Annotated in this window: 20 protein-coding genes, 8 tRNA genes and 1 pseudogene; 10 read left to right on the top strand and 19 right to left on the bottom strand. The window is 63.9% G+C overall.

All coding sequences use genetic code 11. The features are described from left to right. Nucleotides 1-10: 10 nt before the first annotated feature. From A9179_RS13555 to A9179_RS13565, 3 genes are all read left to right on the top strand, one after another. Nucleotides 11-847 carry an SDR family NAD(P)-dependent oxidoreductase gene (locus A9179_RS13555; RefSeq protein WP_187806678.1) on the top strand — a complete coding sequence of 279 codons (837 nt, stop codon included), beginning with the start codon at nt 11-13 and terminating at the stop codon, nt 845-847. Nucleotides 848-1015: 168 nt separating this feature from the next. Next, nucleotides 1016-2377 carry a DUF1329 domain-containing protein gene (locus A9179_RS13560; RefSeq protein WP_187806680.1) on the top strand — a complete coding sequence of 454 codons (1362 nt, stop codon included), beginning with the start codon at nt 1016-1018 and terminating at the stop codon, nt 2375-2377. A gap of 50 nt (nt 2378-2427) precedes the next feature. Continuing rightward, nucleotides 2428-4254, top strand: a complete 1827-nt coding sequence (locus A9179_RS13565; protein ID WP_223123214.1) for an FAD-dependent oxidoreductase — start codon at nt 2428-2430, stop codon at nt 4252-4254. A gap of 94 nt (nt 4255-4348) precedes the next feature. Here the strand turns inward: A9179_RS13565 and A9179_RS13570 are convergent, their stop codons facing one another. From A9179_RS13570 to A9179_RS13595, 6 genes and pseudogenes are all read right to left on the bottom strand, one after another. After that, complete coding sequence (locus A9179_RS13570; RefSeq protein ID WP_187806682.1) at nt 4349-7417, bottom strand: efflux RND transporter permease subunit; 3069 nt, start codon at nt 7415-7417, stop codon at nt 4349-4351. Continuing rightward, nucleotides 7414-8430: an efflux RND transporter periplasmic adaptor subunit gene (locus A9179_RS13575; RefSeq protein ID WP_187806684.1), complete on the bottom strand. Its 1017-nt coding sequence runs from the start codon at nt 8428-8430 to the stop codon at nt 7414-7416. The genes A9179_RS13570 and A9179_RS13575 overlap by 4 nt, the downstream gene beginning before the upstream one ends. A gap of 84 nt (nt 8431-8514) precedes the next feature. After that, entirely contained in the window at nt 8515-9294 is a 780-nt protein-coding gene (locus A9179_RS13580; RefSeq protein ID WP_187806686.1) for an ABC transporter permease, read from the bottom strand. Beyond that, entirely contained in the window at nt 9291-10223 is a 933-nt protein-coding gene (locus tag A9179_RS13585) for an ABC transporter ATP-binding protein (RefSeq protein WP_187806688.1), read from the bottom strand. Before A9179_RS13585 ends, A9179_RS13580 begins: the two co-directional genes overlap by 4 nt. A 68-nt stretch (nt 10224-10291) precedes the next feature. Then, nucleotides 10292-10912 carry a glutathione S-transferase family protein gene (locus tag A9179_RS13590; protein ID WP_187806690.1) on the bottom strand — a complete coding sequence of 207 codons (621 nt, stop codon included), beginning with the start codon at nt 10910-10912 and terminating at the stop codon, nt 10292-10294. A 97-nt stretch (nt 10913-11009) separates the two neighbouring features. Beyond that, nucleotides 11010-11680, bottom strand: a pseudogene (locus tag A9179_RS13595) (transglutaminase-like domain-containing protein). A 151-nt stretch (nt 11681-11831) separates the two neighbouring features. On the opposite strand from A9179_RS13595, the gene A9179_RS13600 reads away from it, so the two are divergent. Then, on the top strand, nt 11832-14279 hold the full coding sequence (locus A9179_RS13600; RefSeq protein WP_187806694.1) for an acyl-CoA dehydrogenase: 2448 nt from the start codon (nt 11832-11834) through the stop codon (nt 14277-14279). Nucleotides 14280-14351: 72 nt separating this feature from the next. Next, entirely contained in the window at nt 14352-14762 is a 411-nt protein-coding gene (locus A9179_RS13605; protein WP_187806695.1) for a PA2817 family protein, read from the top strand. A 109-nt stretch (nt 14763-14871) separates the two neighbouring features. On the opposite strand, the gene A9179_RS13610 is transcribed toward A9179_RS13605, so the two are convergent. The 8 genes from A9179_RS13610 to A9179_RS13645 all read right to left on the bottom strand — a co-directional run bounded on the left by A9179_RS13610 (nt 14872) and on the right by A9179_RS13645 (nt 15888). Continuing rightward, nucleotides 14872-14947: transfer RNA gene (locus A9179_RS13610), tRNA-Gly, on the bottom strand. Between the two features lie 20 nt (nt 14948-14967). Further along, a tRNA-Glu gene (locus A9179_RS13615) sits at nt 14968-15043 on the bottom strand. 115 nt (nt 15044-15158) lie between these two features. Next, nucleotides 15159-15234 (bottom strand) — tRNA-Gly (locus tag A9179_RS13620). A gap of 20 nt (nt 15235-15254) precedes the next feature. Continuing rightward, nucleotides 15255-15330: transfer RNA gene (locus A9179_RS13625), tRNA-Glu, on the bottom strand. Nucleotides 15331-15445: 115 nt separating this feature from the next. Then, nucleotides 15446-15521, bottom strand: a tRNA-Gly gene (locus A9179_RS13630). Nucleotides 15522-15541: 20 nt separating this feature from the next. Further along, nucleotides 15542-15617, bottom strand: a tRNA-Glu gene (locus A9179_RS13635). A 115-nt stretch (nt 15618-15732) separates the two neighbouring features. After that, nucleotides 15733-15808, bottom strand: a tRNA-Gly gene (locus tag A9179_RS13640). A 4-nt stretch (nt 15809-15812) separates the two neighbouring features. Beyond that, nucleotides 15813-15888, bottom strand: a tRNA-Glu gene (locus tag A9179_RS13645). 221 nt (nt 15889-16109) lie between these two features. Between A9179_RS13645 and A9179_RS13650 the strand changes: the two genes are divergently transcribed. Next, entirely contained in the window at nt 16110-16877 is a 768-nt protein-coding gene (locus tag A9179_RS13650) for a hypothetical protein (RefSeq protein WP_187806697.1), read from the top strand. Nucleotides 16878-16926: 49 nt separating this feature from the next. Here the strand turns inward: A9179_RS13650 and A9179_RS13655 are convergent, their stop codons facing one another. Then, nucleotides 16927-17409: a GAF domain-containing protein gene (locus A9179_RS13655; protein ID WP_187806698.1), complete on the bottom strand. Its 483-nt coding sequence runs from the start codon at nt 17407-17409 to the stop codon at nt 16927-16929. Next, nucleotides 17406-18296: an ATP-binding protein gene (locus A9179_RS13660; protein ID WP_187806700.1), complete on the bottom strand. Its 891-nt coding sequence runs from the start codon at nt 18294-18296 to the stop codon at nt 17406-17408. Before A9179_RS13660 ends, A9179_RS13655 begins: the two co-directional genes overlap by 4 nt. Nucleotides 18297-18385: 89 nt before the next feature. Here A9179_RS13660 and A9179_RS13665 point away from each other — a divergent pair, with 89 nt between their 5' ends. Then, nucleotides 18386-20704, top strand: a complete 2319-nt coding sequence (locus A9179_RS13665; RefSeq protein WP_187806702.1) for a response regulator — start codon at nt 18386-18388, stop codon at nt 20702-20704. On the opposite strand, the gene A9179_RS13670 is transcribed toward A9179_RS13665, so the two are convergent. From A9179_RS13670 to msrB, 3 genes are all read right to left on the bottom strand, one after another. Next, complete coding sequence (locus A9179_RS13670) at nt 20688-21152, bottom strand: MarR family winged helix-turn-helix transcriptional regulator (protein WP_187806704.1); 465 nt, start codon at nt 21150-21152, stop codon at nt 20688-20690. The genes A9179_RS13665 and A9179_RS13670 overlap by 17 nt on opposite strands. After that, nucleotides 21149-21634, bottom strand: a complete 486-nt coding sequence (locus A9179_RS13675) for a glutathione peroxidase (RefSeq protein WP_187806706.1) — start codon at nt 21632-21634, stop codon at nt 21149-21151. Before A9179_RS13675 ends, A9179_RS13670 begins: the two co-directional genes overlap by 4 nt. Nucleotides 21635-21751: 117 nt before the next feature. After that, a complete protein-coding gene (gene msrB, locus A9179_RS13680) occupies nt 21752-22144 on the bottom strand; it encodes a peptide-methionine (R)-S-oxide reductase MsrB (RefSeq protein WP_187806708.1) in 393 nt (130 codons plus the stop codon). 176 nt (nt 22145-22320) lie between these two features. Between msrB and A9179_RS13685 the strand changes: the two genes are divergently transcribed. The 3 genes from A9179_RS13685 to htpX all read left to right on the top strand — a co-directional run bounded on the left by A9179_RS13685 (nt 22321) and on the right by htpX (nt 24992). After that, complete coding sequence (locus tag A9179_RS13685; protein ID WP_187806710.1) at nt 22321-23532, top strand: pyridoxal phosphate-dependent aminotransferase; 1212 nt, start codon at nt 22321-22323, stop codon at nt 23530-23532. A gap of 46 nt (nt 23533-23578) precedes the next feature. Beyond that, the gene (locus A9179_RS13690; RefSeq protein WP_187806712.1) at nt 23579-24031 is read left to right on the top strand and encodes a hypothetical protein; all 453 of its coding nucleotides are present in this window, start codon (nt 23579-23581) and stop codon (nt 24029-24031) included. A gap of 88 nt (nt 24032-24119) precedes the next feature. Further along, nucleotides 24120-24992 (top strand): protease HtpX, encoded by an 873-nt coding sequence (gene htpX / locus A9179_RS13695; RefSeq protein WP_187806714.1) that lies wholly within the window; start codon nt 24120-24122, stop codon nt 24990-24992. Nucleotides 24993-25009: the final 17 nt, after the last annotated feature.

A 25009-nucleotide genomic window follows, 5' to 3' on the forward strand; every position in this document is an offset into this window, starting at 1 on the left:
GGATCCAATAATGGCTTTTTACAATCTTGATGGGCGCGTTATTGCGATCACCGGTTCGACAGGTGGGCTGGGCTCAGCCGTTTGCCAGGCACTGCTCGACAAAGGTGCCAAGCTCGCATTATTCGACATGGATGGTGCGGCGGTTGAGGCTCAAGCAACAGCCCTCGGCGCCAACACCCGCGCCTGGCAGGTGAATGTCTGCTCGATGGAAAGCATCGACACTGCAATGGAAGAAGCAGCAGCGCACTTCGGTGGCATCGATGTGGTGATTGCGAATGCCGGCATTACTGCATTCGAGCCGCTGGTTACGGGTGATCCCAAGGTCTTCGAACGGGTGATCGACGTAAACCTTCTCGGGGTATGGCGCACCTTCCGTGCTGCCGTAGGCCATGTACAGAAGCGTAAGGGCTACCTGATGGCGATCTCGTCATTGGCCGCGTTCAGCCATTCGCCGTTGCAGGCTTCCTACACTGCGAGCAAGGCCGGCGTATGGGCCATGTGCAACAGCATACGCCTGGAGCTTCGCCACACGGGTGTCGGTGTTGGTAGCGTGCATCCCACGTTCTTCCATACACCGCTAATGGATCAGACCTTCAAGAGCGCTGCGGGCAGCAAGATCTGGAAAGGAAACAATTCAGGACTCTTCAAAATGGTGGCCCTGGACGATGTGGTGAAGAGCATCGTGAAGGGTATCGAGAACCGCTCCGACATGATGTTCGTGCCCAAGGAAAACTCCTTCGTCGCGCACCTGCCACGCCTGTTCCGCAAGATCCTTGAAGCGGTTGAGTTCAAGGACAGTGAAGTCGTAGCAATGGTCGAGGCCGCCAAGCCCGCTCCAGCCAAATAGAGCATTTCCTTACCAGGTGAGACTGGACAGCTCCTGCATTGCAGGGGCTGTGGATCAGTACGCCCTGAAGGAGCCACTTAGGGTTGATCGGCAACGGCTCAGTCGTACTCAACGCCAGTGCAAACCGCTGCCGATTCGAAAACAAAAACAACAATTCTGAGAAAGAGCATGAACAAAACCACTGTGCAAATAGGCGCCTTGGCGCTGTCGTTTATCGCCATGAATGCTCTGGCAGCTGTGCCTCCCGACGAATCAGCGAAGCTAGGCAGCACCCTGACTCCGCTGGGCGCCGAGATGGCCGGCAATGCCGATGGGTCGATTCCCGCGTGGACTGGCGGCCTGCCAAAAGACGCCGGAACCGTAGATGGCAAAGGCTTCCTCGCCGATCCGTTTGCGAGTGAAAAAGCGTTGTTCACCATCACGGCGCAAAACGTGGATCAGCACAAAGACAAGCTGACTCCGGGGCAATACGCGATGTTTAAGCGCTATCCGGAAACCTACAGAATCCCGGTATTTCCTACCCACCGCTCGGTCACCGTCCCTGTCGGTATTGCGGCTGCCGCTAAGGCGAACGCCATGGCGACAAAATTGGTAAAGGGTGGAAGCGGCCTGGAAAATTTCAAGGAGGCCTACCCCTTCCCAATCCCCCAAAATGGTTTGGAAGCGATCTGGAATCACATCACCCGATACCGGGGAGGCAGCGTACGGCGGCTGGTGACCCAAGCAACGCCGCAGTCGAATGGGGCCTACACCTTGGTCTACTTCCAGGAAGAGTTCAGCTTCCGTGGGAATCTGCGTAATTACGACGCCAGCAAACCCAGCAATGTCCTCTTCTACTTCAAGCAACGAGTCACTGCGCCTTCGCGGCTATCGGGCAACGTGATGTTGGTGCATGAAACCCTCGACCAGGTTAAAGAACCTCGCCTGGCATGGCTCTACAACGCCGGCCAGCGTCGAGTACGCCGCGCGCCGCAGGTGTCTTATGACGGCCCAGGCACAGCCTCCGATGGCCTGCAAACGTCCGACAACTTCGACATGTACAACGGGGCGCCTGATCGCTACGAGTGGAGCCTGCAAGGCAAGAAGGAAATCTACATTCCATACAACAGCTACAAGCTTGACTCGCCCAAGCTGAAATACAGCGACATCCTCAAGGCAGGCCACATCAATCAAGACCTGACTCGCTACGAACTACACCGAGTCTGGCATGTGGTCGCGACACTGAAGCCAGGCGAGCGGCACATCTACTCCAAGCGCGACTTCTACATCGACGAAGACACCTGGCAAGCCGCTGAGATCGATCATTACGACGGACGCGGCAACCTCTGGCGCGTAGCGGAGGCCCACTCCCAGTTCTACTACAACACGCAAGTCCCTTGGTACACCTTGGAAACCATTGCTGACCTGCAAGCTGGCCGGTATCTGGCGATGGGGATGAAGAACGAAGAGAAGCAGGCCTACGACTTCAGTTACACCGCCTCGGAAAGCGATTACACCCCAGCAGCATTGCGCCTGGCGGGCGTGCGCTAAGTCGAACCAAGTTGTGGCGATGAGCCCGAGCAAGTAATGGAGTCAGAGAAGTGAGCAACCCAGCCAAGATGAGTGAATATCCAGCAAGCATCCTGATCGAGGCCGAGGATTTTGATAGCTATGGGGGCTGGGTTCTCGACTCCCAGTTCGAGACCGTCATGGGGTCGCCCTATCTGCTTGCCCACGGCCTGGGGCGCCCTGTTGGCGATGCCTCTACAACGATCAATCTTAAGCGCGACGGTGTGTACCACGTCTGGGTGCGAGCGAAGGACTGGGTGCCATCGCATCATCCTGGGCGCTTCACCGTATCGATTAATGGAGTGGTGCTCGACACGGTGTTTGGTGCGAATGGCCAGGATTGGTCGTGGCAGCCAGCGGGCACGGTTTCGCTGGAGATGGGCGCCACCACCGTGTTGCTCCACGACCTCACCGGCTTTGATGGCCGCTGCGATGCGATCTATCTGTCTACCGATGACGTAGCCCCACCCAATGAGGTGAGTGCCTCCAGCCAAGCCTGGCGTAAAGCGCTTCGTGGCCTGCCAGATCAGCCGCTCGATGCCGGCCATTACGATGTGGTTGTGGTCGGCGGCGGTATCTCTGGATGTGCCGCTGCGTTGACCGCTGCTCGCTTGGGGCAGAGCGTTGCTTTGATCCATGACCGTCCGGTGCTTGGTGGCAATGCCAGCAATGAAATCGGCCTGATGCCGAGGGGCTCACAGGGCGCTCTGCTCAATGAGCTGGCCCAGCGTTCAGCGAACGGTGATCTGGCTGCACTATCACTGCTGGAGGCTGAGCCTACCGCCAAGGTTTTTCTCGGACACCGCATCATCAGTGTCGAAAAGCAGGATTCTAAAATCACTGCGGTTCAGGCGATTCAGGCACGTGGTGGCCACGAGCGCCGTATTACCGGCTCAGTGTTCATCGACGCCAGTGGCACGGCCATTCTTGGCGTGCTTGCAGGTGCCGAAACACTGTTCGGGCGGGAGGCTCGCGCTGACTTCAACGAGCCTTACGCGCCGGAAGTGGGCGATGACATGCACCATGGCAACACGCTGTTCTTCCGCACCCGCATGGCCGAACACCCGGTTTCATTTCCCGACGTGCCCTGGGCAATCGAAGTGTCCAAGGACTACGCCAATCTGAGTGGTCAATTACTGGAGGCCGGCGTCGAAAATGCACCAGGGCCACAGGCAGGGGCCAACCCGAGCACGCCTGAGTTCAGATTCGGCAGCAAAGCCGACATTTTTCCGGCTACCCATTTCTGGGAATACGGTCAATGGCTCGACCCATACACCAACGGTGAGTTGATCCGCGACTACCTGATGCGAGCACTCTACGGGACGTTTTCGAACGTCAAAAACCTCGAACCGGAAAACTATGCCAACCTTGAGTTCGAATGGATGGCCTTCGTCGCAGCGCAGGGCGAGTTCCGGCGCTATCGCGGCGACTATGTGCTGTCGGAAAATGACATCCGCAACCACACCAGCTTCCCCGATGCATTGGTGCCCAACGATGGGGCCTTTTGCATCCACTGTGCGTGGGAGCCAGGCGAAGGTAAGTACGACTTCCGCCTCAAAGATTGGATCTGGGACATGCGCGACAAACAGGCCTATGGGATCCCATACCGCTGCCTGTACTCCGCCAACATCGACAACCTGCTGATGGCTGGTAAGCACATCAGCGTTACCCACGTCGCAGGCTCATCAACCAAAACCATGGGCAACGGCTCGCAGCACGGCATTGCTACCGGTGCAGCTGCGTTCCTGTGCAACCAGCACAAATCATCGCCGCGCGGCCTCTATGAGAACCACCTCGGCGAACTGAAAGCGCTGGTCGACCAGTTGACCGCTTGCGATCACGAGCACCCGCCCAAGTGATGCTACAAAGCCCTCTAGGGTGTTCCAGGAGGTAGGCGTATTTGAATGTCTCCTTCTGGCCGTTAGCCGCCGCTCGCTGCCACCAGCAAACGACCTAGGCCAGCCCCATCTCGCCCTGCTCCACCAACAGCGGCCGCCAGCGGCGCAGCAGGGTGTATAGGGTCGGCACCACGAACAGGGTGAAGAAGGTGCCCACCAGCAGGCCGCCGACTATGACCATGCCGATCTGCTGGCGGCTCTCGGCGCCGGCGCCGCTGGCGATGGCCAGCGGCAGCGAGCCGAGCACCATGGCCCCGGTGGTCATCAGGATCGGCCGCAGGCGCTGCTCCGCGGCATGCCGCACTGCCTCGTGCAGCTCGTGGCCCTGGCGCAGCAGGTGGTTGGCGAAGTCGACGATGAGGATGCCGTGCTTGCTGATCAGGCCGATCAGGGTCACCAGGCCGACCTGCGAGTAGATGTTCAGCGTGCCGCCGAACAGCTTGAGCGCCAGCAGCGCGCCGGCCATCGACAGCGGCACGCTGAGCAGGATGATCAGCGGGTCGAGGAAGCTCTCGAACTGCGCCGCCAGCACCAGGAAGATGAACACCAGGGCCAGGGCGAAGATCAGCGCCACGCCGGCGCTGGAGTCCTTGAAGTCGCGCGAAGTACCGGTGTAGTCGAACTGGGTATCCGGCGGGAAGATCGTCCGCGCCTTCTCTTCCAAGTGCTCCAGTGCCTCGCCCAGGGTGTAGCCGGAGCCGACGTTGGCGCTGATGGTCACCGCACGCAGCTGGTTGAAGTGGTTGAGTTCACGCGGCGCCACCGTCTCGCGCACCTCGATCAGGTTGGAGAGCTGCACCATGTTGTCGTTACGCCCGCGCACGTAAACGCGGTTGAGGTCGTCCGGGTTGCTGCGGTCGACGTTGGCCAGCTGCACCAGCACGTCGTACTGCTCGCCGTTCTGCTTGAAGCGGGTCACCTGGCGGCTGCCGAACAGGCTTTCCATGCTGCGGCCGATAGTCGCCACGTCGGTGCCCACCGCCACTGCCTGCTCGCGGTTGACCGTGACCTTGAGCTGCGGCGTGTTCAGCTTGAGGTCGGTGTCCAGGCTCTCCAGCCCCGGATAGTCGCGCACCGCGGCCAGCAACTGATCGACGTACTGCTGCAGCTCGGCGTACTCCAGCGAGGAGCGGATGACGAAGTTGACCGGCTGGTTGCGCGCACTCTGCCCCAGCGGCGGGCGGTTGATCGGGAAGGCGCGTACGCCGGGGATGTCCTGCAGCTTGGGCAGCAGCTCGTCGCGGATCTCGAACTGGCTGCGCGAACGCTTGCTCCAGTCCTCCAGCTTCATGAACGACAGGCCCTGGGCCACCGTAGGAAAGCCGGCGATGACCATGTAGCGGTTGGTCTCCGGGATGCTCTTGTAAGCTTCTTCCACCTGCTTGGCGTAGCGGCTGGTATAGCCCAGGGTGGCGCCGTCCGGGCCGTTGATCGAGCCGATGATGGTGCCGGTGTCCTCGGTCGGCGCCAGTTCACTGCGCAAGCCGGCGAACAGCCAGGCGCACAGCACGAGGATCGCCGCCAGCCCCAGCAGCACCAGCCACCAGGCGCGCAGCACGCGCTCCAGGCTGTGCCGGTAGCTGTAGCTCAGGTGGTTGAGAAAGCCCTCGATCAGGTTGTACAGGCGATTGTGGCGCTGCGCCGGCACGTGGGCCTTGAGCAGGCGCCCGCACATCATCGGCGACAGGGTCAGGGCGACGAAGCCGGACACCAGCACGGCGCCGGCCAGCGTCCAGGCGAACTCGGTGAACAGCTTGCCCGAGGTGCCCTGCATGAAACCAATGGGCGCGTACACCGCGGCCAGGGTCAGGGTCATGGCCACCACCGCGAAGGCGATCTCGCGGCTGCCCTTGAACGCCGCCTGCAGTGGCGACAGCCCGGCCTCGATATGCCGGTGGATGTTCTCCAGCACCACGATGGCATCATCCACCACCAGGCCGATGGCCAGCACCATGGCCAGCAGGGTCAGGGTGTTGACCGTAAAGCCCATCAGCGCCATCAGGGCGAAGGCGCCGATCAGCGACACCGGGATGGTCACCAGCGGAATCAGGGTGGCGCGCAGCGAACGGAGGAACAGGAAGATGATCAGCACCACCAGCGCCACCGCCTCCCAGATGGTGGCGTACACGTTCCTGATCGACTCGCGGATGAACTGCGAGTTGTCGTTGGCGATCGACAGCTCCATGCCCTCGGGCAACAGCTCGCGGATAGCCGGCAGGGCCTGCTGCAGGCCATCGGAGATTTCCAGCGGGTTGGCCGTGGCCTGCTTGATCAGGCCCAGTGCCACTGCCGAGCGGCCATTGAAGCGCACCAGCGAACGCTCGTCGGCGGCACCGATCTCGGCATGGCCGACATCGGCCAGGCGCAGCAGGTAGCCGCGCGAGTCGTCGAGGATCAGGTTGTCGAATTCTTCCGGGGTCTTCAGGTCGGTTTCCGACAGTACGGAAAACTCGCGCTGCACCGACTCGATGCGCCCGGCGGGAATTTCCACGTTCTGCCGGCGCAGGGCGTCTTCCACGTCCTGCACGGTGAGGTCATGGGCGGCCAGCTTCTCCGGGTCGAGCCAGATGCGCATGGCGTAGCTGCGCGCGCCGCGAATCTGCACTTCCGAGACGCCGGCAATGGTCTGCAGGCGATCCTGCACCACCCGTTCCAGCAGGTCGGTGATCTCCATCGCCGAGTAGCGCTGGCTGTGGAAGGCCAGCCAGATCACCGGCTGCGCATCGGCCTCGACCTTCTGCACCATGGGCTCGTCGATTTCTTCCGGCAGCAGGCTGCGTACCCGGCCGAGGCGATCGCGCACATCGTTGGCCGCCTCGTCGGAGTTGCTGCCGAGGCGGAACTGCGCGGTGATCTGGGTATTTTCCGAGCGACTGATGGAGCTGACGAAGTCCAGCCCCTCGATACCGGAGAGCACGTCCTCGATCGGCTGGGCGACCTGCGACTCCATGATCTCCGGGCTGGCGCCGGGGTAGATGACGTTGACCGTGACGATCGGCACGTCGATGTTCGGGTACTCGCGCACCGCCAGGCGCTGGTAGGCCAGCAGGCCGAGCAGGACGATGATCAGCGACAGCACGGTGGCGAACACCGGCCGGCGGATGCAGATATCGGACAGGGTCACGCGCCCTCCCCCCGCTCGACCACCCGTACTTCACGGCCCGGCACGACCTTCTGCCAGCCGGCACTGATCAGCGTCTCGCTGCCGTCCAGCCCCTCGACCACCTCGGCCTTGCCGCGCTGGCGCTGGCCGATGCGGATCTGCCGGCGCTCGGCCTTGCCGTCCACCACCAGATTGACGAACAGCAACTGGCCCATGGGCATCACCGCTTCCTCGGGAATCAGCAGGGCCTGCGGGCGCTCGGCGAGGATCACCGAGACCTTGACGAACTGGCCGGGCTTGAGGCGATGGTCGGCGTTGCCGATCTGCGCACGGATCGCCTGGCTGCGGCCGACTTCATCCAGGCGCGGGTTGAGGGCGATGATCGCGCCCTTGAAGCGCTCGCCCGGGTAGGCGTCGAGACTCAGCTCGATGGCCTGGCCGACGCCGACCTGGCTGACCGCCTTCTGCGGCACGCGGAAATCCACCTTGAGCGGGTCGAGCACTTCCAGGTTGACCACGTCGGTACCGGCACTGAGGTAATCGCCGACACTGACCTGACGCAGGCCAAGCACTCCGGCATAGGGCGCGCGGATCTGCGTCTTGTCCAGGCGGGCCTGGGCCAGCGCCAGGCTGGCGCGGGCCGCCTGCTGCTGCGACTGTGCCTCGTCCTGGGCCTGGGCATTGCTGGCGCCGCGCTTGAACAGCAGCTGCGCACGCTGGTAGCTCTTTTCCGCCAGATCGAGGTTGGCCTGGGCCTGGGCCAGCTCGGCACGGGCAATCGAATCATCCAGGCTGACCAGCAGCTCGCCGCCGCTGACCGCCTGGCCCTCGCGGAAATGCAGGCTGGCGATGCGCCCCTCGACCTCCGGGCGAATCATCACCGACTCGTCGGAGCGCAGCGAACCGAAAGTTACCAGCTCGTCGCGCACCAGAGCGCGCTCGGGACGGGTAACTTCCACCAGGGGCGCCTGCTCGGCCAGGGCGGCCTGGGCCAGCAGAGCAGTCAACAGCAACGTGGCGGTGCGGGCAATCATGGTCGACCTCTTCTCTGCCAGACTGCCGAGTCTACCGCCTGCGTCGCGCCTTGCCAGCCGCCGAAGGTGTTACGCCATATGCGCCTACTGGCGCATGCCGCGGCCGCTTTTCAGCAGGCGGATGCACACGGTGTAGAGCACCGTGCAGGCCAGCAGCATCATGCCGATGGCGACGCCGATATTGATGTCGGAGACGCCGAGGATGCCGTAGCGGAAGGCGTTGACCATGTGCAGGATCGGGTTGACCAGCGAGACCTTCTGCCAGAACACCGGCAGCAGGCTGATGGAGTAGAACACCCCGCCCAGGTAGGTCAGCGGGGTCAGCACGAAGGTCGGGATGATCGAGATATCGTCGAAGTTGCGCGCGTACACCGCGTTGATGAAACCGCCGAGGGCGAAGGTGGTGGCCGTGAGGATGATCACGACAACCGTCACGCCCAGGTGGTGCACCTGCAGCTGGGTGAAGAACAGCGACAGCAGGGTGACGATCAGCGCCACCGCCAGGCCGCGCAGCATGCCGCCGATGGTGTAGCCGATGAGGATGGTGTGCGGCGATACCGGCGACACCAGCAGTTCCTCGACGTTGCGCTGGAACTTGCTGCTGAAGAAGCTCGACACCACGTTGCTGTACGAGTTGGTGATCACCGACATCATGATCAGCCCCGGTACGATGAACTCCATGTAGCTGTACTGGCCAACACCACCGACTTGGCTGCCGATCAGGCGGCCGAAGATCACGAAGTACAGGGCCATGGTGATGGCCGGCGGCAGCAGGGTCTGCGCCCAGATGCGGGTGAAACGGCGCACCTCGCGAGTGACAATGGTCTGCAGGGCGATCAGGTTGGAACGCAGTTCGGGACTCATTTCGCCACCTTCGCCAGGTTTTTCTCCACCAGGGACACGAACAGTTCCTCCAGGCGATTGCTCTTGTTGCGCAGGCTCAGCACTTCGATCTTCTGCGCCGCCAGCTGGCGGAACAGCTCGGTGATGCCCAGGTTTTTCTCGACCTGCACTTCCAGGGTGTGGTGGTCGACCAGCACTGCCGGGTAGCCGACCAGTTGCGGCGGTACCAGCTGCGACTCCTTGAGGTCGAGCAGGAAGGTCTCCACGTGCAGGGTCTTGAGCAGCGCCTTCATGCTGGTGTTCTCGACGATCTGGCCGTGGTCGATGATGCCGATATGGCGGCACAGCTGTTCGGCCTCTTCCAGGTAGTGAGTGGTGAGGATGATGGTGATGCCCTTCTGGTTGAGCTCGGTGAGGAAGCTCCACATTGAGCGACGCAGCTCGATGTCCACGCCAGCGGTGGGCTCGTCGAGAATCAGCAGGCGCGGCTCGTGCACCAGCGCGCGGGCGATCATCAGGCGGCGCTTCATGCCGCCGGAGAGCATGCGAGCGGCCTCGTTGTGCTTGTCCCACAGGCCAAGCTGGGTCAGGTACTGCTCGGCGCGCTCCTTGGCCACCTTGGCCGGGATGCCGTAGTAGCCGGCCTGGGTCACGACTATGTCGAAGACCTTCTCGAACTGACTGAAGTTGAACTCCTGCGGCACCACGCCGAGGCAGCGCTTGAGGGCGCTGGGCTCACGGTCGAGATCATGGCCGAACACGTTGACCGTGCCGCTGGTCTTGTTCACCAGGGTGGAGAGGATGCCGATGGTGGTGGACTTGCCGGCGCCATTGGGGCCCAGCAGGGCGAAGAAGTCGCCTTCGGCCACGTCCAGATCGATGCCACGCAGGGCCTGGAAACCGTTGCCGTAGGTCTTGCTCAACTGACGGATGGACAGTGCAGAACTCATGTGGGATTCGCTTGCAGGAAAAGTGACGGGTTAATAGGGACTGGCGCGGCAGATTGCAACCATTGCCTTCAGGTTAGCGGAGTCATTACCGCGCGCTGGAAGGCCGGGCGGATGCGCAAGCGTGCATACCAGTCGGCCAGGTACGGCAGTTCCGGGCGCTCGATGGGCATCTCGAACCAGGCATAGACGAAGCAGCCGAGGGGGATGTCGCCCATGCCGAACTGGGCGCCGGACAGCCAGGGCTGCTGCGCCAAGGCCTGGTCGACCAGCCCCAGCAGCTCGCCGCAGCGCAGCCGCGCGGCTTCGATAGCGGCCAGGTCGCGCTGCTCGGGCGGGGTGCGCAGGGTGCCCCAGAACAGCTCGCGGAAGGCCGGCGCCAGGCTGGTGCTGGCCCAGTCCATCCACTTGTCCGCGCCGGCACGCTGCGCCGGGTCGGCGGCGTACAGGTTGCCACCGGCATAGCGGGCGGCCAGGTAACGGACGATGGCGTTGGACTCCCAGAGCACCAGGCCGTCGTCTTCCAGCAACGGCACCAGGCCGTTGGGATTGAGCGCCCGGTACGCCGGCTCGTTGACCAGGCCGAAGGCACCGCCGGCATCGATGGCCTGGTAGGCCACCCCGGCCTCCTCCGCACACCACAACGCCTTGCGCACGTTGGTCGAGTTCTTGCGCCCCCAGATTTTCAGCATCGAAGCTTTCCTTGTTGCCAGTGCCCCGGACATGGGGCTGCAGGCATGCACCCTAGCAGCCTGGGCGCCAGAGAAAAGACGGCAATGTTGATGTTACCTATCGACAGCCTTCATGGCGGCCACCTCGGCCTGCAGGTCGCCGCTGAGAAACGCCGCGCCTTCGCTGAACAGGTGCGGGTAATGCTGCTGCAGATGGCCGAAGAACAGCTCCAGCGGCAGGTCGTCGAACTGGCCATGGTCGTGCAGGTATTCCATGTAGCGCTCGCCCGCATCGTTGTACGGGTGGAACAGACTGTCACTGCGTCCGTCGAACTCCAGCGGCGCCACCTTGAACAGTCGGCACAGGGCCAGGTTGAACGCCGGCGTGGCCTTGACCCAGCGGCCGTCGAGCAGCAGCGCGGTGTAGCCGTGCATGGCGAACACCTCGCTGCGCAGGATTTCCAGCAGGCGCGGGGTGGACAGGTGGTTGCGCACGTCGGCCAGGCCGATCCGCGCGGGAATCCCGCAGTGCCGGGCGCAGGCCGCCAGCAACAGGGCCTTGGGCACGCAGTAGGACTCGCCGACCTGCAGCGCGTGGCTGGCCTTGAGCGTCTGCGGGTCGCGGCTGAAGGTGTAGGGGTTGTAGCGAATCTGGTCGCGCACCGCCAGGTACAGGTTGACTGCCTGCTCGCGCGGGTCGCGGCTGGCCCCGCGCCAACGTTCGGCGAACTCGACCACCAGCGGGTGGTCACTATCCAGGTAACGGCCGGGTTGCAGGCAGGACTGCATAAGCACTCTCCAGAGGATTTGCTCCAGTCTATCCAGGCGTCCTGCCGCAAAAAGCGGCGATCCGGCCAAGCTCACCGCCCTTGTCGCCAACCCGGCACAAAACAGGGGCCAAGCTCGTGCGGGGCTCGCCCGCCATCATGGAGGATTCAGCATGCTCGCCATCTGGCTTGTGCTACTGGTGCTCGGCACCACCTACCTGATCCATCGGCGTACCGCGGCCGTCACCACCCTCGCCCTGCTCGCCGCCTACCTGGTCGCCATGGCCATGTTCGCCAGCGCGCCCGCCTGGCTGCTGCTTCTGCTCGGCGCCGCATGGCTGCTGCCGAGCCTGGCGCTGGCCCTGCCCGAGCTGCGCCGCAAGCTGTTCAGCGCGCCGCTGTTCGCCTGGTTCCAGCGGGTATTGCCCCCCATGTCGGCGACCGAGCGCGAAGCCATCGAGGCCGGCACCGTGTGGTGGGACGGCGAGCTGTTCAGCGGCCGGCCGGACTGGCACAAGCTGCTGGCCTACCCGCAAGCACGGCTCAACGAGGAAGAACAGGCCTTCATCGACGGCCCGGTGGAAGAGCTCTGCGCCATGGTCAGCGACTGGGATATCGGCCAGCGCCTGGATCTGCCGGAAAAGGCCTGGGAACACATCAAGCAGCACGGTTTTTTCGCCCTGATCATTCCCCGGGAATATGGTGGCAAAGGTTTCTCCGCCTACGCCCACTCGCAGGTGGCGATGAAGCTGGCGACCCGCAGCGGTGACCTGGCTTCCACCGTGATGGTGCCCAACTCCCTCGGCCCGGCCGAACTGCTGCTGCACTACGGCACCGAGGAGCAGCGCAACCACTACCTGCCACGCCTGGCCCGCGGCGAGGACATCCCCTGCTTCGCCCTCACCGGCCCGCTGGCCGGCTCCGATGCCGGCGCCATGCCGGACGTGGGGATCATCTGCAAGGGCCAGTGGCAGGGCGAGGAAGTCCTCGGCCTGCGCCTGAACTGGGAGAAGCGCTATATCACCCTTGGCCCGGTAGCCACCCTGCTCGGCCTGGCCTTCAAGGCCCACGACCCGGATCACCTGCTCGGCGACCGGGAAGACCTCGGCATCAGCCTGGCGCTGATTCCCACCGACACTCCCGGGGTGGAAATCGGTCGCCGCCACCTGCCACTGGGCGCCGCCTTCATGAACGGGCCGAACGCCGGCAAGGATGTGTTCATCCCGCTGGACTACCTGATCGGCGGCCCGGAGTACCTCGGTAAGGGCTGGATGATGCTGATGAACTGCCTGTCGGTCGGCCGCTCCATCTCGCTGCCGGCGGTGGGCACCGGCGCGGCCAAGTTCACCAGCCTGGTCAGCGGCCAGTACAGCCGCATCCGCGAGCAGTTCAACGTGCCGCTGGCAGCTTTCGAAGGTATCCAGGAAGCGCTGGCGCAGATCGGTGGCAATGCCTGGCTGATGGACAGCGCGCGCCGGCTCACCGCCAGCGCGGTGGATCTCGGCGAGAAACCCTCGGTGCTGTCCGCGGTGCTCAAGTACCACCTGACCGAGCGCGGCCGCAGCTGCATCGCCCACGCCATGGATATCCACGGTGGCAAGGGCATCATCATGGGCCCCAACAACTACCTGGGCCGCTCCTGGCAGGCCGCGCCGATCTTCATCACGGTGGAAGGCGCCAACATCCTCTCGCGCAACCTGATGATCTTCGGCCAGGGGGCGATCCGCTGCCATCCCTATGTGCTCAAGGAGATGGCCCTGGCCGGGCGTACCGACCACCAGCAGGCCCTGCACGAGTTCGACGAGCTACTGCTGCAGCACCTCGGCTTCGCCGTCGGCAACGCCGCCAGCAGCCTGCTGCTGGGCCTGAGCCTGGGGCGCTTCGGCGACGCGCCGGGAGACAACCTCAGCCGCCCATACTTCCGCGCCCTCGACCGCCTCGCCGCCGCCTTCGCCCTGCTCGCCGACAGCAGCATGCTGTTGCTCGGCGGCGAGCTGAAGCGCCGCGAACGCCTGTCCGCCCGCCTCGGCGACGTACTCAGCCACCTGTACCTGGCTTCGGCCGCGCTCAAGCGCTACCACGACCAGGGCTGCCCGGCGCAGCAGCAGGCGTTGCTGCGCTGGGCGCTGGAAGACAGTCTGCAGCGCGGCGAACAGGCGCTGGAGGCGCTGCTCGACAACTTCCCCAGCCGCGCCTTCGCCTGCCTGCTGCGCATGCTGACCTTCCCCCTCGGTCGCCGCCACCGCGGCCCGGGCGACCGGCTGGATGCCGAGGTCGCCGCCATCCTCGGCCGGCCGCGCGGCGATGCAGCTCTGGAAGCCATCCTCGATGGCTGCTATCGCCCGCATGGCGACCAGGATCCGGTCGGCGCCCTGCAGCATGCCGCGGAGCAACTGGACACCGTACAGCCGCTGCACCGGAAACTGCGCCAGGCCCTGCATGAAGATCGCCTGCAGCCCCTGGCCGGCGAAGACCTGATCGATGCCGCCGAGCGCAGTGCCCTGCTCGCTGCCGACGAAGCCAGCAGCCTGCGCCAGGCCGAAGCGGCACGGCGACGGGTGATCGATGTCGACGATTTCAGCCAGGAGGAACTCAAGCTCGGCCGCGGCAAGGTGCGCTGAGCCGGCGGGCGGGACAGCGGGCGCGCGCAGCCCTATAATCGCGCGCTCGTTTTTGCTTTCAGGATCACCGCCATGGCCAACGCCTATCTCGACCATCACCTCGCCCTGCTCACCCACCTGCGCGGCATCTTGGTGGCGCTCGGCGAAGCCGACCAGGTTGCCGACGACACCCATGCCCTGTTCCTCGAGCGCTTCGACGAACTGCTGGTCGACCTGCCGAACGACCCGGAAGGCAGCCAGTATCTGGGCCAGGATCTGCTCAGCCAGATCTTCCACCGCTACCCGCAGATCGCCCACCTGGTGCCGCGCGACCTACTGTGGTTCTTCGGCGGCGACTGCCTGCACTTCATGCCCGACGAGGAAATCGCCCTGTTCCAGGCCCTCGACGAGCGCCGCTACGAAGCCGAGGCCAACGGCGAGCCGTTTGACTGGAACAGCGAGAAGCAACTGCTGGCCCTGCCGCCGGAAAGCAGCAAGCACTGATCCCGGCGCAAGAAAAAAGCCCGCACGGCATGACCGGCGGGCCTTTTTTCATGGCGCTGTTTACGCGCAAACAAAAACGCCGCTCGATTGAGCGGCGTTTCTGTTTATTTGGAGCGGGAAACGAGACTCGAACTCGCGACCCCGACCTTGGCAAGGTCGTGCTCTACCAACTGAGCTATTCCCGCATGTAACTTGGTACCAAAAATGGCGTCCCCTAGGGGACTCGAACCCCTGTTACCGCCGTGAAAGGGCGGTGTCCTAGGCCACTAGACGAAGGGGACGTGGCCCGGAGCTTAACAGCTTTCCGGCTTCCCATGCCTGGTGTTGCCACCTGACACTGGAAGTATCTTGCACTTTAACGAAAACGCCGCTCGACCGAGCGGCGCCTCGTGAATTTGGAGCGGGAAACGAGACTCGAACTCGCGACCCCGACCTTGGCAAGGTCGTGCTCTACCAACTGAGCTATTCCCGCATGTCACTTGGTACCAAAAATGGCGTCCCCTAGGGGACTCGAACCCCTGTTACCGCCGTGAAAGGGCGGTGTCCTAGGCCACTAGACGAAGGGGACGTGGCCCGGAGCTTAACAGCTTTCCGGCTTCCCATGCCTGGTGTTGCCACCTGACACTGGAAGTATCTTGCACTTTAACGAAAACGCCGCTCGACCGAGCGGCGCCTCGTGAATTTGGAGCGGGAAACGAGACTCGAACTCGCGACCCCGACCTTGGCAAGGTCGTGCTCTACCAACTGAGCTATTCCCGCATGTAACTTGGTACCAAAAATGGCGTCCCCTAGGGGACTCGAACCCCTGTTACCGCCGTGAAAGGGCGGTGTCCTAGGCCACTAGACGAAGGGGACGTGGCCCGGAGCTTAACAGCTTTCCGGCTTCCCATGCCTGGTGTTGCCACCTGACACTGGAAGTATCTTGCACTTTAACGAAAACGCCGCTCGACCGAGCGGCGCCTCGTGAATTTGGAGCGGGAAACGAGACTCGAACTCGCGACCCCGACCTTGGCAAGGTCGTGCTCTACCAACTGAGCTATTCCCGCAAACTGGCGTCCCCTAGGGGACTCGAACCCCTGTTACCGCCGTGAAAGGGCGGTGTCCTAGGCCACTAGACGAAGGGGACGTGGCCCGGAGCTTACAACAGCTTTCCGGCTTTCAGCGCTTGGCGTTTCCGCTAACACGCTGGAAGTGGCGCGCATTTTATGGAGCCTTTCCAGGAGCGTCAACCCTCATTCAAAACTTTTTTTAAATCAAAGACTTCGGCCTGGAAATTGATATAGCTCTATGAGCAGTGGCACTAAGGCACTACACTCGGGGAAAAAGCAGCACTCGGGAGGTTCCACGGTGTCCCCACTCGTTATCACTGCCTTGATAGTCGCCGGCATCGCGATACTCATCGCCATCGGCTACATCAACCATATGGTCGAGAACAGCAAGCTGGAGAAAGCCCGGCTCAAGGCTGATCTCAACGACCGGGTACGGCGCAGTCGTGACGTCTCCGAGAGCATGCCCGGGCAACTGATGAGCCCGGCCCTGAAGCTGCTGCTCAGCCGTCTGGAACTGCAACTGAGCGAGCGCCTGCAGCCTCTCGACAAGAACAGTGCGCCGCTGCGCAGCCGCATCACCGAACTGCGCGAGATGATCGCCAAGGGCGAGTCGATTCCGGTACGCAACCCGCCGCAGCAGATTCTTACCGAAGCCAAGGCCAAGGAAATCCGCTTCCTGCTGGAGAACCTCCACGGCCAGATCACCCGCAGTACCCAGGACGGCCTGCTGCAGGCCAACGAAGCCAAGCGCTGGATCGGCGAAATCCGCCACATGCTGGTGCAGCTGCATTTCGAGTTCTTCAGCAGCCTCGGCCAGCAGTCCATGCAGCAGAACCAGCCCGGCCAGGCCCGCCTGGCCTACGAACGCGGCGTGCAATACCTGCGCAAACAGGGCGACGCCGAGCGCTACAAGGCACAGCTGCAGCAGCTCGAACAGCTGCTGGCTCGCGCCAATGCCGTGGTGCTGGAAAAGACCCAGCCCGCCGCCGACGAGCACAATGAACTGACCGACGGCCTGCAATCCCTGGAGCAGGACGATTGGAAGAAGAAGAACATCTACGACTGACGGCGCAGCGCGCCCCAAAAAAAGCCCGGCATTGCCGGGCTTTTTCATTTCAGCAGTCGGTCAGGCGCAGGAATATCTCGGCCAGGCGCTCAATGCCGCGCTGATCCTCCACCCCGAAACGGGCCAGGCGCGGGCTGTCCAGGTCGAGCACGCCGAGCAGGCGGCCGTCCTTGACCAGCGGCACCACCAACTCGCTGTTGGAGGCGCTGTCGCAGGCGATATGCCCGGGGAAGGCATGTACATCCTCGATCCGCTGGGTTTCCCGGCTGCGCGCCGCTGCCCCGCATACACCGCGGGCGAAGGGGATGCGCACGCAGGCCACCTTGCCCTGGAACGGCCCCAGCACCAGTTCCTCGCCACGGGCGAAATAGAAGCCGGCCCAGTTCAGCCCCTCCAGCTCGCCATAGAGGAAGGCGGCAAATTGCGCGCAGTTGGCGATCAGGTCGCGCTCGTCGGCCAGCAGCGACTCGAGCTGGGCAGCCAGCAGCGCATAACCGTCCAGGTCCTGCCCGGCCTGTTGCAGATCGATCATTGCCCGGCCTCCAGCAGTTGCTGGCCAACCCAGCTGCGGGCGAACTGATAGGCGCAGCGGCCGTTGCGGTTACCGCGTCCGAGGGCCCAGCGGATGGCGAGGATCTCCAGCTCGTGGCTCCACTGCCAGACCAGGCCGGCCTGCCCGGCCAGCGCGCCGATCCAGTGCTGCACCACGGCCAGGAAGTGATCCTGGGTAAAGGGATAGAACGACAGCCACAGACCAAAGCGATCGGACAGGGCGATCTTGTCCTCCACCGCCTCGCTGGGGTGCAGTTCGCCCTCGACGCGCTGCCAGTTGTCGTTGTCGCTCTCCTTCTCCGGCACCAGGTGGCGGCGGTTGGAGGTGGCGTACAGCAATACGTTGTCCGGCGCCCGCTCCAGGGAACCGTCCAGCACGCTCTTGAGCACCCGGTAATCGCCCTCGCCCGCCTCGAACGAGAGGTCGTCGCAGAACAGCACAAAGCGCTGCGGCACGCCGGCCAGCAGCTCGACCAGGCGCGGCAGGTCGGCCAGGTGGTCGCGCTCGATCTCGATCAGGCGCAGACCGGCCGCCGCATGCTCGGCCAGCAGCGCCCGCACCAGCGATGACTTGCCAGTGCCGCGCGCGCCCCACAGCAAGGCATGGTTGGCCGGCAGGCCCTGGACGAACTGGCGAGTGTTGCGCGCCAGCTGGTCACGCTGGGTGTCCACCCCGACCAGGTCGCCCAGATCCAGATCCAGGCTGACCCGCAGCGGCTGCAGGTAGCCGCTACGCCCCTCGCGCTGCCAGCGCGCGGCAATCACCGCCTGCCAGTCCAGCGCCACCCGCTCGGCCGGCAACAGCGGCTCGAGGCGGGTCAGCACCTGCTCGGCACGCTGCAGAAAACTGTTCAAATGGGAATCCACGACTCACTCCTCACAACCGCCCCTGCCGGCGGCCAGACGCTATGGGCTATGCTTGGCAGGCGTCTGGATCAAGGAACAATCGCCCGCCCATGGATATCTCGCTCACCCACCGCCTGTCATACAAACAGGCCAGCCTGACGGTGCTGGTGGCGTTCATCCTGGGGACACTGCTGAGCCTGATCCAGGTCGGCCTGGATTATGCCAGCGAAGACGCCTCGATCGACCGGGAAATCCACTCACTACTGGAAATCAGCCACAACCCGGCGGCCCGCATCGCCTACAACATCGACGCCGAGCTGGCCCAGGAGCTGGTGCTCGGCCTGCTGCGCTCACCGGCGGTGATGCGTGCGGAAATCATCGACAACAGTGGCATGACCCTGGCGTCGGTGGATCGCCCCGCCGTCGAGAGCCGTTACCGCGTGTTTAGCGACTTCCTGTTCGGCGAAAGCCGCCAGTTCGAGGATAACCTGTTCGTCAGCCACGCCCCCAACGAGGCCCTCGGCCTGCTGCGCCTGGACGTCGACACCTTCGCCTTCGGCAGCGACTTCCTGCGCCGCGCCCTGCTCACCCTGCTCACCGGCTTCGCCCGCACCCTGCTGCTGTCGCTGATCCTCCTGGTGCTGTTCTACGCCATGCTGACCAAACCGCTGGTGGGCATCATCCGTGCCCTCAGCGAGCGCGACCCGCGCCGCGACTTCGCCCCCATCCCCTGCCCGCCCAGCCACGAACTGGACGAGATCGGCACCCTGGTGGCGGTGACCAACCAGCAGCTCAACAGCATCCACGAGGAGATCAGCCAGCGCCGCGAGGCCGAGGATCGCCTCACCCAGTACCTCGGCGAGCTGGAAAACATCGTCTCGGCACGCACCTCGGAACTGAAGGCGACCAACGCCCGCCTGACCCTGTCCAACAGCGAACTGGAGCAGGCACGCAGCACTGCCCTGGAAATGGCCCAGGCCCGCGCCGCCTTCCTGGCCAACATGAGCCACGAGATCCGCACCCCGCTCAACGGCCTGCTGGGCATGCTCGCCCTGTCCATGGACGGCCCGCTGAGCAGCGAGCAGCGCCAGCAGCTGTCGATCGCCCACGACTCCGGCAAGGTACTGGTCGACCTGCTCAACGACATTCTCGACCTGTCCAAGTTCGAGGCCGGGCAGCTGGAGCTGGAACAGATCCCCCTCGACCTCGGCGCCCTGGTCGAAGACACAGCCAGCCTGCTGTCGCAGAACGCCGGGCCGAATGTCGAGCTGACCTGCCTGATCGACCCGGCCCTCCCCGCTCAGGTACTGGGCGATCCCACGCGCATTCGCCAGATCGTCAGCAACCTGCTGTCCAACGCCCTCAAGTTCACCCGCTTCGGCCGGGTCGATGTACGCGTCACGCCGTTTGCCCGGGGCGTGCGCATCTTGGTCAGCGATACCGGCATCGGCATCCCCGAAGAAGCCCAGTCCCGTATCTTCCAGCCCTTCACCCAGGCTGGCGCCGGCATTGCCCGCCAGTACGGCGGCACCGGTCTGGGCCTGACCCTGACCCGGCGCCTGTGCGAACTCATGCAGGGCCAGCTCAGCCTGAGCTCCCAGGAAGGCTTCGGCAGCCAGTTCTGCGCCGAACTGCCACTACCCAGCCACACCGCCGCCAGTACCTGGCCGGTGCTGCGTGGCCGGGTGCGCGCCCTGTGCGCCGGCGACAGCGGCCTCGCCGAGCTGCTCGGCAAATGGCTGCCGGGCTGGGGGCTGAACTATCAGCGTCAGGACGGCAGCAACCTGCTCGACGAGCAGCAGATCGACCTGCTGATCTGCGACCAGCCCGAGCAGCTGGCCAGCCTGCGTCAGCGCCTGAGCACGCCGATCCTGCTGGTCTCGGCCTATGGCGGCTTTCTTTCCGGTGCGCAGATCGGCGCCCTGGCGCCCTTCGAGCAACTGGCCAGGCCGCTGGCCCGGGCCGCCCTGCACCAGGCCCTGCAGCGCCTGCTGGAACCCCATCAGGTCAATACCAGCCACCCGGACAAGCAGCCGCCCAGCCAGCAGCGCCAGGCGAAGATCTTGTTGGTGGAGGACAACCCGGTGAACCAGCTGGTGGCCAAGGGCATGCTCGGCAAGCTGGGCTGCGAGGTGGTGGTCACCGCCCACGGCGGCGAGGCCCTCAACTACCTGGAGCGCAACCCGGTGGATCTGGTGCTGATGGACTGCAACATGCCGGTGATGGATGGCTACGAGGCCACCCGGCGCATTCGCCAGAGCGGGCGCTGGCCGAACCTGCCGGTCATCGCCCTGACCGCCAACGCCCTGCCCGACGAGCGCGAGCGTTGCCAGGCCGCGGGGATGAACGACTACCTGGCCAAACCCTTCCGTCGCGAAGACCTGGCCGCCCTGCTGGACAGCTGGCTGCCGCTTACGGCAACGCCATAAGCCGCGCCAGCAATAGCCCCAGGCTACCGCGCAGGCCGTCCAGCTCCTCGGCCGTCACGCCGCTATCGCAGAGCAGACGGCTTTTCAGCGGCAACACCTGCTCGCGCAACTGCCGCCCGGCCTCGCTGAGGCCCAGATGCACCTCGCGCTCATCCAATGGCGAACGCCGCCGCTGCACCAGGCCCAACTGCTCCAGGCGCTTGAGCAACGGCGTGAGAGTGCCGGAATCGAGCAGCAGACGCTCGCCCAGGGCCTTCACCGTCGGCTGCGGCGGCGCCGCAGCCTGCCACTCCCACAACACCAGCATGACCAGGTACTGCGGGTAGGTCAGGCCCAGCGCATCGAGCATCGGCTTGTAGGCCCGGGTCACCGCCCGCGAGGCGGCGTAGAGCTTGAAGCACAGCTGGTTGTCCAGCAGCAGCTGCGCCTCGACTTCATCGGGACTCATTTCAGCAGGGCTTCGATCTCGGCGGTCAGCTCTTCCGGCTTGGTGGTCGGGGCAAAGCGTTTGACTTCGCTGCCGTCGGCGCTGATCAGGAACTTGGTGAAGTTCCACTTGATGCCCTGGCTGCCGAGCAGGCCCGGGGCACGCTTCTTCAGCTGCACGTAGAGCGGATGGGCGTCGCTGCCGTTGACGTCGATCTTCTTGAACAGCGGGAAGCTGACGCCGAAGTTCAGCTCACAGAACTCGCTGATCGCGCCCTCATCGCCCGGCTCCTGCTTGCCGAACTGGTTGCAGGGGAAGCCCAGCACCACCAGGCCCTTGTCCTTGTATTGCTGCCAGACGCTCTCCAGGCCCTTGTACTGCGGGGTGAAGCCGCACTTGCTAGCGGTATTGACCACCAGCACGGCCTTGCCGCCGAAATCGGCCAGGGTCTTCTGCTCACCCTTGATGGTGGTCACCGGGATATCGAAAAGCTTGTCGCTCATGGCCTGGGGCTCCGCTATGAATGGATGAAAGCGCAGAAAATATAGCGAGCAATTAGATTGCACACAATTCAATTGTTGAAAAAAGAGGCCCGCATGTCAGCGAGCCCCTGCCTAGCCCTAGCGCGGCACCAGTTTCAGCGACAACGAATTGATGCAGTAGCGCAATCCGGTCGGCCGCGGCCCGTCGGGGAATACGTGCCCCAGATGGGCATCGCACTTGGCGCACTTGACCTCGATGCGGTGCATGCCGTGACTGAAGTCCTCCTTCTCGGCGATCACCTCGCCGTTCACCGGCTGGAAATAGCTCGGCCAGCCGCTGCCGGAATCGTACTTGGCATCGGAGTCGAACAGCGCCTCGCCACAGCAGGCACAGTGGTAGATGCCGGGCACCTTGCTGTCGTGGTATTCGCCGGTGAAGGCGCGCTCGGTTCCACCCAGACGGCAGACATGGAACTGGGCATCGGAAAGCTCGTCGCGCCAGGCTTCCAGGGGTTTTTCGATCTTTTCCATGGGGTACACCTCAGAGGCAGAAAAAAGCCCGACCTGTACCTTTTCCGGTCATCGGGCCGCACGTATCATGCGTCACTCTCTAGACGTCGATCTGGCCGCAACATTACAGCCAGCCAAGGCGCGCCATCCGTTTTTTCGCTGCAGCGCAGCCATTTTCAGTTCGGGACAACAGCATCATGCAGGTCAGCAAATCGAACAAGCTTGCCAACGTCTGCTACGACATTCGCGGGCCGGTGCTCAAGCACGCCAAGCGTCTGGAAGAGGAAGGCCAGCGCATCCTCAAGCTGAATATCGGCAACCCGGCGCCGTTCGGTTTCGAAGCCCCGGAGGAAATTCTCCAGGACGTGATCCGCAACCTGCCCACCGCGCAAGGCTACAGCGATTCCAAGGGCCTGTTCAGCGCGCGCAAGGCGGTGATGCAGTACTACCAGCAGAAGCAGGTGGAAGGTGTCGGCATCGAGGACATCTACCTCGGCAACGGTGTTTCCGAGTTGATCGTAATGGCCATGCAGGCGCTGCTCAACAACGGCGACGAAGTGCTGATCCCGGCCCCCGACTACCCGCTGTGGACTGCCGCCGTGGCCCTTGGCGGCGGCAAGCCGGTGCACTACCTGTGCGATGAGCAGGCCGGCTGGTTCCCCGACATCGCCGACATGCGCGCCAAGATCACCCCGAACACCAAGGCTCTGGTGCTGATCAACCCGAACAACCCCACCGGCGCCGTATATTCGCGCGAAGTGCTGCTGGAAATCGTCGAACTGGCCCGCCAGCACAACCTGGTGCTGTTCTCCGACGAAATCTACGACAAGATCCTGTATGACGACGCCGTGCACATCTGTACCGCCTCGCTGGCGCCGGACGTGCTCTGCCTGACTTTCAACGGCCTGTCCAAGTCCTACCGGGTAGCCGGTTTCCGCTCCGGCTGGGTGGCCATCTCCGGCCCCAAGCACAAGGCGGTGAGCTACATCGAAGGCCTGGATATCCTGGCCAACATGCGCCTGTGCGCCAACGTGCCGAGCCAGCACGCGATCCAGACCGCGCTGGGCGGCTACCAGAGCATCAACGATCTGGTATTGCCCAACGGCCGCCTGCTGGAGCAGCGCAACCGTGCCTGGGAACTGCTCAACGACATCCCCGGGGTCAGCTGCGTCAAGCCGATGGGCGCGCTGTATGCCTTCCCGAAGATCGATCCGAAGGTTTGCCCGATCCATAACGACGAGAAGTTCGTCCTCGACCTGCTGCTTTCCGAGAAGCTGCTGATCGTCCAGGGCACCGCCTTCAACTGGCCGTGGCCGGATCACTTCCGCGTGGTCACCCTGCCCCGCGTCGATGATCTGGAACAGGCCATCGGCCGCATCGGCAACTTCCTCAAGTCCTACCGCCAGTAACGGCAGCCCGGGGCGGCCAGGCTGCCCCGCCAGCACGAGCCCAGCCATGGATCTGCAGATCGACGAGTTCTACAAGGATGCCGCCGCCGGCATGCTCCTGCTCTACCAGGCCTTCCCGCGCAAGATCGCCCTGTACGTGGAAGACCTGATCGGCCGCGAGGAACCGGACGAGTTCGGCCTGCCCAGCAAGCGCCACCAGAGCTGCCTGGGTGCCCTGCTATGGCTGGCCGAGGAAGGCTACCTGCGCTTCGAGTCGACCATTGCCTACGAGGCGCTGGATCAGGCCGTGCTCAGCGAAAAGGGCTTCCTGCGCCTGTCGCGTGCCGTTCCCCACGCCCTGCCGAATGGCGAGAGCCTGCCGCCCGGCGTGCTGCGCGTGCAGGGCACCCTCGCCTGGCAGCTGCGCCAGGCCCTGGCCCAGCACGGTAGCGAGAAGGTGGCGCGCCTGACCCGGCTGCTCTTCGACAGCGCGCTGAGCCCGACAAGCGACATAGTTTGAAATAGTCCCCAGGTTGAAGCGGTGGGGGCTGCGCCCCTATATAACCGGCATAATCAGACCGTTTCCGCCCGAGGAGAAACTTTCCACCATGATGCGCATTCTGTTGTTCCTGGCCACCAACCTGGGCGTGCTGCTGATCGCCAGCATCACGCTCAAGCTACTGGGGGTGGATCGCTACACCGGCCAGAACTACGGCAGCCTGTTGATCTTCTGCGCCGTGTTCGGCTTCGCCGGCTCGCTGGTTTCGCTGTTCCTGTCCAAGTGGATGGCGAAGATGAGCACCGGCACCCAGATCATCACCCAGCCGCGCACCCGTCACGAACAGTGGCTGCTGCAGACCGTCGAGGAGCTATCGCGCAATGCCGGCATCAAGATGCCGGAAGTCGGCATCTTCCCCGCCTACGAGTCCAACGCCTTCGCCACCGGCTGGAACCGCAACGACGCCCTGGTGGCCGTCAGCCAGGGCCTGCTGGAGCGTTTCTCGCCGGATGAAGTGAAGGCCGTACTGGCCCACGAGATCGGCCACGTGGCCAATGGCGACATGGTCACCCTGGCCCTGATCCAGGGCGTGGTGAACACCTTCGTGATGTTCTTCGCGCGCATCTTCGGCAACTTCGTCGACAAGGTGATCCTGAAGAACGAGGACGGCCCTGGTATCGGCTACATAGTCGCAACCATCTTCGCCGAACTGGTGCTGGGCATCCTGGCCAGCATCATCGTCATGTGGTTCTCGCGCAAACGCGAGTTCAAGGCCGACGAAGCTGGCGCCCGCCTGGCCGGCACCGGCGCGATGATCGGCGCCCTCGAACGCCTGCGCGCCGAACAGGGCGTACCAGTGCAGATGCCTGACAGCCTGACCGCCTTCGGCATCAACGGCGGCCTGAAGAACGGCCTGGCCGGCCTGCTGATGACCCACCCGCCGCTGGAAGAGCGCATCGCCGCCCTGCGCCAGCTGCGCTGAGACAGGCACGCGACAGA

Origin of the sequence: Pseudomonas alcaligenes (assembly GCF_014490745.1) — a bacterium.
Lineage (GTDB): Bacteria > Pseudomonadota > Gammaproteobacteria > Pseudomonadales > Pseudomonadaceae > Aquipseudomonas > Aquipseudomonas alcaligenes_C.